This is a genomic window from Pasteurella multocida (genome assembly GCF_900187275.1).
Classification (GTDB): domain Bacteria; phylum Pseudomonadota; class Gammaproteobacteria; order Enterobacterales; family Pasteurellaceae; genus Pasteurella; species Pasteurella multocida.
This window is the reverse complement of sequence record NZ_LT906458.1, coordinates 1,983,447-1,995,678: the sequence shown is the minus strand read 5'-3', so window position 1 is coordinate 1,995,678 and position 12,232 is coordinate 1,983,447. Positions and strand designations below refer to the sequence as shown.

Genomic DNA, 12,232 nt, shown 5'->3' with positions numbered 1-12,232 from the left:
ACAAATTTTTGAAAAATCGACCGCACTTTTTATTGAGCAAAACGCAAAGCTGAATGTGCCCACCACCCAAATAGGAAATCCCATTTTGAACTTCACTGATCTCAAACTCTTTCTCCACTTATGTGAAACGAAAAACTTCGCCAAAACGGCGGCACAAAATCACATGTCGCCCTCTACTCTCTCACGCCAAATTCAGCGTATGGAACAAGACGTAGGACAAATACTGTTTTTGCGTAACAATCGCCAAGTTGAATTAACCGATGCAGGTGAAAAATTGCTACCTTTTGCACAACAAAGCTGGATGCAATGGCAACAGATCAAACAGCAACTGCGTGATAGTGCTCAGCAAGAACTCAACGGGGAATTAAAATTATTTTGCTCGGTCACCGCTGCTTATAGCCACTTACCAGCGATTTTGGAACGTTTTCGTACACGTTATCCGAAAGTAGAAATCCAGCTCACCACAGGTGACCCTTCGCTTGCCTTACAACTGGTAGAAACACAACAAGTGGATCTTGCACTAGCAGGGCAACCCAAAAATTTACCCAACCACATTGCATTTCACTACATTGACGATATCAGCCTGTCTCTAATTGCACCACGTATTGCCTGTTCTGCTACACAATTATTGCAACAAACCCCAATCAATTGGCAACAAATCCCCTTTATTTTGCCGGTAGAAGGACCTGCGCGCCAACGCATTGACCAATGGTTTAAACAACAAAAAATCAAACACCCTAAAATCTATGCCACAGTCGCTGGACATGAAGCGATCATGCCAATGGTCGCACTCGGTTGTGGGGTCGCGATGCTACCCGATGTCGTCATTAAAAACAGCCCGATGAATAGCCAAGTTTCTATTTTGCATCTCAAAACCCCAATCACGCCCTTTGCTCTCGGAATTTGTGTGCAGAAAAAAAGCTTAACGCAACCATTAGTGCGTGCATTTTGGCAAATACTCCAATGATTAATTAAAAAAGGTGGTCAACAGAATGCGACCACCTTTACTGTACAAGATAACCTCACTTAGAACATCAATTTCACACCTAAACGTGCATTTCTACCAGGTAAAGGCGCAAGGAAACGTAAAGGTGAGTTATTCAATCTTGCTTCCCTATTCGTGAGATTTTGGATATTCAAAGATATCTCTAATGTTGCTCGAGTAAGCGGATAAACATAAGATAAACCTAAATCCACTAACGTAAATTTTTTTGCTGGTAATTCATCATCGACTTCTTTGGTCACTCGTTTTTGCTTAACGTAATGTGTCACAGAAGTAAATCCTCTCCAACGTTGCCACTGTACTGTCAAATCTCCCCCAATCCTAGACGTTGGAAGATGTGGTAAATAACCAATTCTTTTCGCATCAATATGATCTGGCGCTAATGTCAATTTGTGATGAACATAATCAGCAAAAAGATGCCATGTCAAATCACCAAAATGGGGAGTTTGATGTTGATAAGTTAAATCTAACTCTACACCATTCATTCGCAAAGGAGCTTGACGCCATTCTTTCACTGCCAAACCGGTGCGCGAAATCCCGGTATAGCCTAAATAATGAAAATTATCAAAATTACGTTGGAACCACGTTAATTCAGCATTAAACTGCTCAAGGTTAACACCTGTGGAGAGTTCCCAATTATCACTCTGCTCTTTTTTAAGGCGACCATCACCATTTTCTTCAATGAGTAAAGCATAATGATTATTATCTGCATATAATTCATTAACTTCGGGTGCCCGTTCTTGCCAGCTACGCTGTAGTTTCAAATACCATGTATCGACGGGTTGAAATAAAAGACCTAAATGTGTATTTTGCACAAAGAAAGTTCTATTCTTTGAATAAGCACCACCTTGACCACGAGAAGAAATATGATTGGTCGTATCTACGACATATTTCACTTTATCCCAACGTTGACCGAATTCAACAACAAAAGGAGAGACATCTATTTTCTCAAGAATAAACAGCGATTTCGTATCCATATTAACATTTGGTAAATAACTATCTTTACCACTTGAAAATATTTTCTGTCTATTCCATTCAACACCAATGGTTCCTAATACGTGATGATTAAACAGTGGTTGATGCTCAAAAGAGGAGCGATAATAGTCATTGTATGTATGAAATGCACTAGATAAATGTGATCCTAGCCATTCTTTATCCCGACTTTTTTGGAAACCTAATTGAATTTCAACTTTTGAAATAGGCGTAAATAATGTATTTAATTGACTTTTCAAATTCAATCTATTGGTTTCATTCGTCACAGAAACGGGTAAATAACTTTTACGTTGTGATGCAGCTCGACTAGCCAAATAGGAAAATCCCGGCACACCATAACGAGTATTAAAATGAGAAAAAGATGCCCCAATATAGCCTTTATCATGAAGATAGCTAGCTCCAACAGTCAGTTGTTTTGTGCTTGAATGCGCGTTTGGAATACGACCATTTGGATAAGATACATATTCTTCAAGAGGACCAAATTTTTCTGCATAATAAGGACTCCCCTCTACATATTCTGGGTTCAGTGGATTTTTACCTCCCGCTGACATATTGGTATATTGATCCCCTTCAGATAAGCCGTAGTCAGGATTTTTATAATGATCTAAATAGAACTGACTGATATATTTAAAATATTTCGGATTAATTGAAGAGAGTTTCTCAATATTTACCTGACATTGACTACGCAGTTTTGTATTGGTTTTCAAATATTCATAGTCATAACAAATCCCGTCTTTGCTACGTCCTGGAATCTTACGAGAAGAAATCTCACTTAAAGAAGCATCAAGATACCAAGCAAAATTTACTTGGTTGTTACCTTGTAATTGAACTTGGTAAGTATTGGGGGCATTCAATCCCGCTCGCCATTCAACTTCGCCACGAAATGCTTTTTCTGCTATGTGTTGAGGGATCGCATCATCAGTCAAATTTACTGCCCCACCAAGACTTTTCCCTCCATACAATACAGAAGCAACACCACTTTTGATAATTTGAATTTCTTTTACTGAAGCCAGATTAGCTGATATGGCAAGATTACTCGAAACAGCGGCCATATCATGGATTGGCATATCATTTTGCATAATTTGGACACGTTGACCAGATAGTCCACGAATCATTGGACGCCCAGCATTCGGACCAAAATAATTATTTTGCACACCAGAAACGTTAGTTAATATTTCTCCGAGCGTTCCAGATTTAACATTATCTAATTTCTCCTTAGAAATGCGCACTTGAGAAGCTAATGCCGTTAAACTTGCTTTACCATTAACAACCGATTCTACAACATGAATTTCATCTAATTGTGTGTCTGCGAATACAACTTCTGAAATTAACAACAATAAACCCAAATGGTTAGGCTTACATAACATCATTACCACCTTACTTATTTTTCAATAAAAAAAAAGATTCTATCTCAAAAAACGACATAAGAACAAAGAAATAATGAATTTCTTTTAAAAATAAGATAGGCTTTGACATTCATCTAACAACATTGCGATATTATTGGAGAAATAAAATGATAAAAGGCATCTTGCTTTCATTATCAGCCTCAGTGCTGTTTGGTTATCTTTATTATTTCTCAACCCTTTTACAGCCACTTGGTGGGGAAGATATCTTCGGTTTTAGGATTATTTTTACGCTACCTTTTGTTATTGCAGCCGTCTTTCTCTTCAAACAAAAGCAGGCTGTGGGTCAATATTTTGTGCGCATTAAACAACAACCCTTATTGATCTTCGGTTTCTTGTTTAACTCTGCCATGATGGGCATTCAAATTTGGCTATTTTTATGGGCGCCGAATAATGGCAGTGCATTAAGCGTGTCGTTTGGTTATTTGTTACTCCCTTTAACGATGGTACTTGTCGGGCGTCTGGTCTTTAAAGAACACATTTCTAGAGTGAAATTTCTTGCCGTAGTCATCGCTGCCATTGGCGTCTTTTCTAATATTCTGCTAAAAGGGGGACTTTCTTGGGAAGCGCTGTTAGTGAGCTTCGGTTACAGCACTTATTTCGCTACAAGAAAAATATTGAAAATTAACGATTTAGCCGGCTTTTGTTTGGAAATGTCATTATTATTGCCAGTATGTATTTACTTCGCATGGCAAGTGGATCTTCAGGCGGTACAACAAGCCAATGAAAATATTTTGCTGTTATTGGTGTTATTAGGCTTAATTAGTGGCGTAGCGTTGAATACCTATATCGTGGCAAGTAGCCTATTACCGATCAATGTCCTCGGCTTACTCGGCTATGCCGAGCCGATTATGATGTTGTTTGTGTCTTTTCTGATTGGCGAACAACTTGACAGCGAAACCATTCCCCTCTTTATTTGCTTAATGATCTCGATGCTTTTATTTATGAGTGAAGGCTTGGTGAGATTAAAGCGGCGTTATAAATAACATGATCTGCACCTAAAACTAGGTGCAGAAAAATACGCAAAACACTGATTAGCGACAGAGATGGGTCTTCCATTCCGATAACGTGGCATCTACATCTTCTTGGCTAAACAACGCACTACCCGAGACGACCCAATCAATCCCCAAAGGAAATAATTGGCTTGCCAGTGCTAAATTCATTGAGCCATCAACAGAAATCAATTTTTGATCGCGATGCTCCCCTAACACATTACTTATTCGCGTAATACGTTTAATGACGGCATCTGTTTCCGCTTTTACACCCGTTCTCGGATCAAGGGTCAGAATCTGAATTAAATCGATTTGCGCTAAATAAGGGGTTAACAAATCAATCTCTGTATCAGGACAAAGTGTCAGTCCGATAAGTAAATTGGGATAATGTTCCCGTAGATAACCTATCGTTTCAGCCAGACAGTCTGTCTGTTCCACTTGCAATGTAATGATATCCGCCCCCGCATCAGCACAGGCTTTAGCTACATGAAAAGGATCGTTTACCATTAAATGTACATCTTTAAGCCAAGGGGACGGGAATTGTTTCACCGCAAGCGCACCTACAGTAAAGAAAGGCGAAAATTGCCCATCTCCAATATCAAAGTGCAACAAACGCAAATGATGTCGCGATAAGGTCGTGAGTGTATCGGCGAATTTCAACCAATCAGAAGCCAAAATGCCCACGCTTATCGGTTGTGTTTTTAATTGTTGAATTAGCTGTTTTTTATCCACATTCATTCGTTAAGTTCTCAGGCATGACCCAATCAAACAGTTTTTTACTTCTCGCCCCCGTCATCAAAGGTTCTAATTCTGCGACACAACGATGGTAATGTGCCGTTTGACGATGCGCCTCTAAGGCTTGTTCATTGACGTACACTTCATAAGCATAAAAACGTGTTTTGATTTCAGGATCGCGTAATACATCAAAACGCAAGTTACCCGGTTCTTGTCTTGTACCAATATGGTTGCGTGCAAAAACCTCTAGGAATTCTTGTTCTTTACCTTCTTTAATATTGATTTCCACTAACATTGCAAACATAGTCGACTCCCTAACATAAAGAAAAACATCATGAAAAGAGCGGTTGGTTTTCACCGAATTTCAACCGCTCTTTGATAGGCTTATTCACGCGTTATTTTTCATCAAGGTAAAGTTGATAAGCTTTTTCTGCTGTTTCACCGCCATGTACCACAGCATGAACCGCTTTCAACATCGCAATCGGTGCTTCAGATTGGAAAATATTACGTCCCATATCCACACCTAATGCGCCCTGATCAATGGCTTGATAACACATTTCAAGTGCCTCGCGTTCTGGTAGTTTTTTACCACCCGCAATCACAATTGGCACTGGGCAACCCGCTGTAATACGCTCAAAACCTTTATCCACATAATAGGTTTTAATGATATGTGCCCCCATTTCGGCAGCAATTCGCGTCGCCAATGAGAAATAACGTTGATCACGCGCCATATCTTTACCCACGCCTGTTACTGCCATGGTTGGCATACCATAACGCGTACCTTGATCCACTAATTGAATAATGTTTTTAATGGATTGATGCTCGTGCTCAGAACCAATATACACCTGTGCCGCCATTGCTGACACATTCAGACGTAATGCATCTTCAACGGAAACAGCGACCGCTTCATTCGATAACTCTGTCAAGATCGAGTTTGCACCAGAGGCTCTTAACACAACTGGTTTACGGGTTTCTGGTGGCACAACACTACGTAAAATACCACGTGTACACATTAACACATCGGTGTACTCAAACAGCGGTGCAATATGTAAATCAATACGCTCTAATCCGGTCGTCGGACCTTGGAAATAACCATGATCAAATGCCAACATGATAGTTTTACCGGTCTTCGGATTAAAGATATCGGCTAAACGTGATTGCATGCCCCAATCCAGTGCGCCCGATCCCTTCAAATAAAACGCCTTATGTTGTTGCGGGCGATCTAATCCAAAATCTTTACCGTCTTTAATATCATCTAAATCTGCCATTGACTTCTCCTCAACTAGAAATTGTAATTATCGATATTTTCTTTCGTAAACACGACGCGCTCTGGTAATAAGATAATGCCATTACCTTTCGCCTCATATTCATAACCTTGTACTTTATTTGGTGACACTTCGACCGTACCAATACCTTGTACATCCACTTTATCACCGACATTCAATGCCTTACCTTTTAATAACTCATTCGCCACTGCAATGGAAATTTTGCCTTGTTGGACCACATCCCATAAACCGAATTGTTTCACGGTGCCACGTTTCACATATGGGCGCATCACATTTGGTGTACTAAAGCCTACGATAACTACATTGTTCACTTTCAAATTTTCCGCTGCTTGCGCGGCGGCTGGCAATGCATTGGCGTCTGGCGCGATAATCGCATCTAAATCTGGATAGGCTTTTAAAATACCTTCTGCTGTTTGTAAGGATTTAATCGCATCGTTATAACCAAATTGGGTCGTCACGATTTCCCATTCTGGATGATCTTTAGCGATCTTCGCTTTCGCTTCTTTTACCCATTGGTTTTGGTCAGTTACTGTTGGGCTAGAATAGAAGAAGGCAACTTTGGCTTTTGGTTTGCTCATTTGACTTGATGCCATGTCAACTAACATAGAACCTAACTGTTCTGGTGTACCTTGGTTAATATAGTGACTACGACATTCAGGTTTCGTATCGGAGTCCCAAGTTAATACTTTCACACCACGTTTCATCGCACGTTGTAAGGTAGAACACAACCCATCTGGTGATACCGCAGAAACAACAATAGCGTTATAACCTTGGTTCACAAAGTTATTGATTAATTGTACTTGGTTAGACACACTCGGTTCTGTTGGACCATCGTAAGTCACATCTACCCCTAATGTTTTGCCCATTTCTGTTGCACCTTGTCCACCACTGGTAAAAAATCCTACCCCGACGAGCTTTGGAATAAAGGCAATACGATCGGCGGCTTGCGCTGTCCCTAAAGCAGATAATCCAACAGCAATGGCAAGTGCGGTAGCTTTTAATTGATTTTTCATAGTTAATTCTCCTTCTTCGGATAGAAACATTAATGAGTTGACTCGCTTTTCGTTTTTCGATGAATCCATTGCACAATGGCACCGTAGTGCAAACTAATAGATTTTCCGATTAAAACAATAATGAGTAACGCACCTGATAATGCACTGGATATTTCATTTGAAACACCGACCATTTGTAGTCCTTGTTGCAAATACCCAATCAGAAGTGCGGCAATTGCTGTGCCAATGATAGAACCTGATCCACCATAAATATTCGCGCCGCCCAGTACAACCGCCGTCAAGACGGGCATTAAGAGAGAACTGCCAAGATCAGAACGCGCAGAGCCAAAATAGGACACTAACAAAATCCCCACAAACGCTGCCACGACACCGATCGCTGAATAAATAATATACAATGTACCTGTGATCGGCACGGCACTATAACGTGAAGTCCGTTCACTCTGCCCAATTAAGAAAATACTGCGTCCAATAGTGGTTTTATGCATCAATAACCAAAAGACCAGCGTCATCAATAAAAAGTAAATAATCGGGGTCGGAATACCAAATAGGGTTTGGTTGGCAAATTCTAATAAGCTTTCAGGAAAACCTCCGATGCCTTCATAACCAGTGGCACCTGCAAAACCAGACAATAATAATGCCCCGCCCCCAAATAAATACATGGTTCCTAATGTAATCACTAACGGGTTAACTTTGGTATAAAGAATCAGACTTGCATTCACCACCCCACATAAAATACCTACTAAGAAAGTTAATGGAATCGCCAAGCTGAGCGGGACATCCGATTTAAATAATACCCCCAAAAAGATCGCACATAACCCGACTGTTGAACCAAACGAAATATCCATCCCCCCTGACACAATAATCATGGTCAGCGGTAAAGCAAGCATACCGATATAAATAAAATCACTGGTACTATAGAGCAGCACATTGAGATCCAACATGCGCGGATTAAACATACCAAAGCCTAAAATTTCAATAATCACTAAGCAAAATAGGGCGATTTCCCAACTGTATTTTTTCATGTTAAACATCCTTTGCTTCCCCTTATTTCACCGCATCTTGATCGTCTTTTAAGAAACGGGCATAACGCTGAAGTTTAATATTATTGTTAATCATCACGCGAATACGTCCGTCAAACACCAAGACCGCTAAGAGCACTAAACCTGCTACAAAGTTATTCCAATAAGCAGGCACTTTTAACAACACCAAAATAGAGTCAATTTGGATCAGGAAATAGGCACCTAAAACAGCACCAATAATGTTCCCCGCCCCACCAAGTAAGCTAATCCCACCTAACACACAAGCAGCAATCGCTTTCATTTCTAATCCATTCCCCGTTGAGTTAGGCACAAAGCCGATTTGTGAGGCAAACACAATACCGGCTAATGCCGCCATCGTACCGTTAATGGCAAAGGCGGCAATTCGTACCTGATTCACACGCACACCTAATTGTAATGCGCCCTGCAAATTGTCACCTACGGCATAAAAATCACGCCCTGCTTTCATTTTGGTTAAAAAGAAATACGTTAAGCCAATCAAGCCTAAAAGTAGCCAACCGATCGGCGAAATGTGCAAAAATGCTGGCGCAGACAAGGTTTTTAAATCCTGTGGTAAGCCCTCAATCCATTTACCACCTGTAATTAGCAACATAATACCTTTATACAATCCAAGTGTTCCTAAGGTCGCCACAATGGCAGGGATACGTAGTAGTGTGACTAAAATGCCATTAAATAAACCAGCCAACAGCCCACAACATAGAGTAATCACAAAAGCGCTCGCACCAAATCCGGCATTAAGTAAACTACCGGCAATGACGGCACATAAGCCCATCGTTGAACCCACCGACACATCAATATTGCGCGTCAAAATGACAAACGTGGCACCAATCGCCAGCAAAATCACAATTTGTGCCGAGTTAAAAATCATTGCCAACGTTTGTAAATGAAAGCCGCTGCCTCCAAGACTGAGTAAGGTAAACAGCAATCCGATCGCAAAGACAATGGTTAATTCACGGTTATCTTGTATAAATTTCCACATACCTTATGCCCCTTATGCCTTTGTCGCGCCAAATGCCATATTCATAATATTCGCTGTATTGATCGCCGATCCCACTAGCGATTCACTAAGCTGCCCATCATGCATCACTAGCACGCGATCAGACATTTTTTCAATTTCCTCTAGATCTGAAGAAATAAAAAGCACCGCCACATTTTGCTTCGCCACACTTTGAATTAATTGATAAATATCGGCACGTGCCCCTACATCTACACCACGTGTTGGTTCATCGACAATCAATAAAGCCGGATCGGCCTCTAAGCACTTAGCAATTAACACTTTTTGTTGATTTCCACCCGATAACGTTCTCGCCGCTTGTTGTTCATCGCTAAACTTAATTCCGATAGCACGATGGTAACGTTCTAAAATGGCGCTTTCTCGTGCCGTATTAATCCACAATCCCATGTTGTTATAGGTTAAAGCACAAGCATTCCAGGTCAGTGGCGCATCTAAATAAAGACCAGATGCTTGTCTGTCTTCTGGTAAATAGACAATCCCTTCCTCCAATCGCTGCTTGATGCTCATTTGACTAATCTCTTGCTGGTTGAAAACAATTTCACCCGATTTTTTTTGGCGCAAACCATACAGGGTTTCAGCCAGCTCGGTACGTCCCGCTCCCACGACACCTGCTAACCCTAAAATTTCACCGGGATAAATTGAAAAGGAAACATGCTTAAACCCTTCGCCTGTCAGGTTCTCAACACGAAGAATGGGTTGATCTGTTGATTTAACCCGATGATGCCCCGGTAGCTCTAACCACAGTTTCTGTGCTTCCGTTAAGCGAGTCGATTTGGCTTTCGGCGTAATCGCACTGATAACCTCATCACTATTGAGTTCATCTGTTTTTCCAGCTAAGGCAATATAACCATCTCGCATCACACTAATACGATGTGAAATTTGCCAAACTTCGGGTAATTTATGCGAAATAAACACAATCCCCACACCTTTATTGAGTAATGAGTTAATTTTGCGAAAGAAGTTATTTGTTTCAGCCGGTGTCAACGACGCCGTAGGCTCATCCAAAATCAAAATCTCGGCATTACGCATTAAACCACGCATGATTTCCACAATTTGCTGATCCGCCACTTCAAGCAAACCGGCTTGCATATCTAATTTCAAATGTGAGTTCAATTCAGATAAAAGTGCGGTCAGTTTTTTCTCATTTTCCGCCGTGTTCGCTAGCCCAAATAAAATATTCTCTTTCACGCTTAAATTTGGAAACAATAAAGGTTCTTGTGGTACTAAATAAATACCGAGTTGATGTGCTTTATTTGGTGAAAGCCCTGCCTGTCGTTTGCCTTTAATGAGCAATTCGCCACTATCTGGCGGCTGAATCCCAGCAATTATTTTCATTAAGGTGGACTTACCTGCCCCATTTCCACCTAATAAGGCATGCACTTCACCGGCATACAATGAAAAATCAATGGCTTTTAATACTTCTACACCGGAAAAAGACTTGCTGATATGACGCGCATCTAATAAGCATTTCGTTTCTAAATTGTCGGATTGCATAATGTTCTCTTCCCTACAAATTGAACAAATGATTTTTTAATTTATCATTTGTTAATTATCTTAATCACTAAATAGCAATATTTCCGCGATCAAGATCACAAAAACAGATCAAAAGTTGTGATAAAATAGCGCAAAATTGCTTATTTATTATGAAAAAGTGATCTTCCTCACAATTAAATAAAAAAGTAAAATGAACAGTTGATAATAAAATTAAACAAATGAATAATGCATTAAGCCATTGAGAATATAACTATGATAGACAATAAATTTGAAACCCTTGATGCTAGCCAAACGATGAGTGAAGAAGAGCTACTTGCACGAATTGCGTGGTTCTATTACCACGATAATCTCACACAAGGGGAAATTGGTGATAAATTGGGTTTACCTCGTTTAAAAGTATCACGTTTATTAGAAAAAGGACGACAACAAGGCATTATTAAAGTCCAGATTAACTCACGTTTTACCGGTTGCCTTGAATTAGAAGAAGCACTGAAAGAACATTTTCAGTTAAAACACATACGTATTTTGCCGGCGTTAGAAAAAAACGAAATCAATGAACGTTTAGGGATTGGGGCATCACAAATGCTGATGTCGATGCTAAAGCCCAATCAGCGCTTAGCGATTGGTTTTGGTGAAACCATTATGCAAACGATTAAGCACAGTAATGAGTTTATTACACACAATCATCTGAAGTTGATTACGTTATCTGGTGGGGTGGGACCTTATATGAAAGGGATAGGTCAGTTGGATGGCTCTTGTTCCGTCAGTATTATTCCCGCACCTTTACGCGCGTCTTCGATTGAAGCAGCAAAGCTCTTTAAACGAGAAGCCTGTGTTAGAGATATTATGCTTGCGGCCTGTCATGCCGATGCTGCCATTGTTGGCATCGGCGCCACGCGCCAGAAAGGGCAAGCCACATTGCTGCGCACTGGTTACATTACCGAAGAAAAACAACGTTTAATACGTGAACAAGGTGCGGTAGGTGATATTCTCGGCTACTTTATGCAAAAAGACGGACAGCTCCAGCCGGATATGCCCTTACACGAAGAACTGATTAGCGTCACGCTCGATAATTTGAAAAAAATCCCAAATGTGATTGGCATTGCGGGTGGTGAAGACAAAGTCGAAGCCATCCTAAGTGCCTTATATGGACAACATATTAATTCATTAGTAACGGAAGAAAAAACAGCTCGAATGATGTTAGCCGCCTTAGTGTGATGCGATAAGAGCTCCTTTTACT

At 40.5% G+C, this 12,232-nt stretch carries 11 protein-coding genes; 3 read left to right on the top strand and 8 right to left on the bottom strand.

The genetic code is table 11. The features are described from left to right. The first annotated feature begins 85 nt into the window (after positions 1-85). The gene (ilvY, locus tag CKV69_RS09255) at positions 86-967 is read left to right on the top strand and encodes an HTH-type transcriptional activator IlvY (RefSeq protein WP_015691020.1); all 882 of its coding nucleotides are present in this window, start codon (positions 86-88) and stop codon (positions 965-967) included. A gap of 59 nt (positions 968-1,026) precedes the next feature. Here the strand turns inward: ilvY and CKV69_RS09250 are convergent, their stop codons facing one another. After that, the gene (locus CKV69_RS09250) at positions 1,027-3,363 is read right to left on the bottom strand and encodes a TonB-dependent receptor (RefSeq protein ID WP_038641807.1); all 2,337 of its coding nucleotides are present in this window, start codon (positions 3,361-3,363) and stop codon (positions 1,027-1,029) included. A gap of 146 nt (positions 3,364-3,509) precedes the next feature. On the opposite strand from CKV69_RS09250, the gene rarD reads away from it, so the two are divergent. Continuing rightward, the gene (gene rarD, locus CKV69_RS09245; protein WP_005723811.1) at positions 3,510-4,385 is read left to right on the top strand and encodes an EamA family transporter RarD; all 876 of its coding nucleotides are present in this window, start codon (positions 3,510-3,512) and stop codon (positions 4,383-4,385) included. A gap of 48 nt (positions 4,386-4,433) precedes the next feature. Here the strand turns inward: rarD and CKV69_RS09240 are convergent, their stop codons facing one another. From CKV69_RS09240 to lsrA, 7 genes are all read right to left on the bottom strand, one after another. Continuing rightward, positions 4,434-5,129, bottom strand: coding sequence for a beta/alpha barrel domain-containing protein (locus CKV69_RS09240; RefSeq protein WP_016504310.1), 696 nt, complete (start codon positions 5,127-5,129; stop codon positions 4,434-4,436). Continuing rightward, positions 5,116-5,430, bottom strand: a complete 315-nt coding sequence (gene lsrG, locus CKV69_RS09235; RefSeq protein ID WP_005723808.1) for a (4S)-4-hydroxy-5-phosphonooxypentane-2,3-dione isomerase — start codon at positions 5,428-5,430, stop codon at positions 5,116-5,118. The genes CKV69_RS09240 and lsrG overlap by 14 nt, the downstream gene beginning before the upstream one ends. 91 nt (positions 5,431-5,521) lie before the next feature. Next, on the bottom strand, positions 5,522-6,394 hold the full coding sequence (lsrF, locus tag CKV69_RS09230; protein WP_005723806.1) for a 3-hydroxy-5-phosphonooxypentane-2,4-dione thiolase: 873 nt from the start codon (positions 6,392-6,394) through the stop codon (positions 5,522-5,524). Between the two features lie 14 nt (positions 6,395-6,408). Further along, on the bottom strand, positions 6,409-7,425 hold the full coding sequence (gene lsrB / locus CKV69_RS09225) for an autoinducer 2 ABC transporter substrate-binding protein LsrB (protein WP_015702629.1): 1,017 nt from the start codon (positions 7,423-7,425) through the stop codon (positions 6,409-6,411). A gap of 29 nt (positions 7,426-7,454) precedes the next feature. Further along, the gene (gene lsrD / locus CKV69_RS09220; RefSeq protein ID WP_005751935.1) at positions 7,455-8,447 is read right to left on the bottom strand and encodes an autoinducer 2 ABC transporter permease LsrD; all 993 of its coding nucleotides are present in this window, start codon (positions 8,445-8,447) and stop codon (positions 7,455-7,457) included. A gap of 22 nt (positions 8,448-8,469) precedes the next feature. Next, positions 8,470-9,462 (bottom strand): autoinducer 2 ABC transporter permease LsrC, encoded by a 993-nt coding sequence (gene lsrC / locus CKV69_RS09215; protein ID WP_005754805.1) that lies wholly within the window; start codon positions 9,460-9,462, stop codon positions 8,470-8,472. 12 nt (positions 9,463-9,474) lie between these two features. Further along, positions 9,475-10,992, bottom strand: coding sequence for an autoinducer 2 ABC transporter ATP-binding protein LsrA (lsrA, locus tag CKV69_RS09210; protein ID WP_015702628.1), 1,518 nt, complete (start codon positions 10,990-10,992; stop codon positions 9,475-9,477). 252 nt (positions 10,993-11,244) lie between these two features. Here lsrA and lsrR point away from each other — a divergent pair, with 252 nt between their 5' ends. Then, positions 11,245-12,210, top strand: a complete 966-nt coding sequence (lsrR, locus tag CKV69_RS09205; protein ID WP_025248547.1) for a transcriptional regulator LsrR — start codon at positions 11,245-11,247, stop codon at positions 12,208-12,210. Positions 12,211-12,232: the final 22 nt, after the last annotated feature.

Bases quoted from the DNA above. Each gene is read 5' to 3' on its own strand.
- CKV69_RS09250 (WP_038641807.1), bottom strand. From the start codon at position 3,363: ATGTTATGTAAGCCTAACCATTTGGGTTTATTGTTGTTAATTTCAGAA.
- rarD (WP_005723811.1), top strand. From the start codon at position 3,510: ATGATAAAAGGCATCTTGCTTTCATTATCAGCCTCAGTGCTGTTTGGT.
- CKV69_RS09240 (WP_016504310.1), bottom strand. From the start codon at position 5,129: ATGAATGTGGATAAAAAACAGCTAATTCAACAATTAAAAACACAACCG.
- lsrG (WP_005723808.1), bottom strand. From the start codon at position 5,430: ATGTTTGCAATGTTAGTGGAAATCAATATTAAAGAAGGTAAAGAACAA.
- lsrF (WP_005723806.1), bottom strand. From the start codon at position 6,394: ATGGCAGATTTAGATGATATTAAAGACGGTAAAGATTTTGGATTAGAT.
- lsrB (WP_015702629.1), bottom strand. From the start codon at position 7,425: ATGAAAAATCAATTAAAAGCTACCGCACTTGCCATTGCTGTTGGATTA.
- lsrD (WP_005751935.1), bottom strand. From the start codon at position 8,447: ATGAAAAAATACAGTTGGGAAATCGCCCTATTTTGCTTAGTGATTATT.
- lsrC (WP_005754805.1), bottom strand. From the start codon at position 9,462: ATGTGGAAATTTATACAAGATAACCGTGAATTAACCATTGTCTTTGCG.
- lsrA (WP_015702628.1), bottom strand. From the start codon at position 10,992: ATGCAATCCGACAATTTAGAAACGAAATGCTTATTAGATGCGCGTCAT.
- lsrR (WP_025248547.1), top strand. From the start codon at position 11,245: ATGATAGACAATAAATTTGAAACCCTTGATGCTAGCCAAACGATGAGT.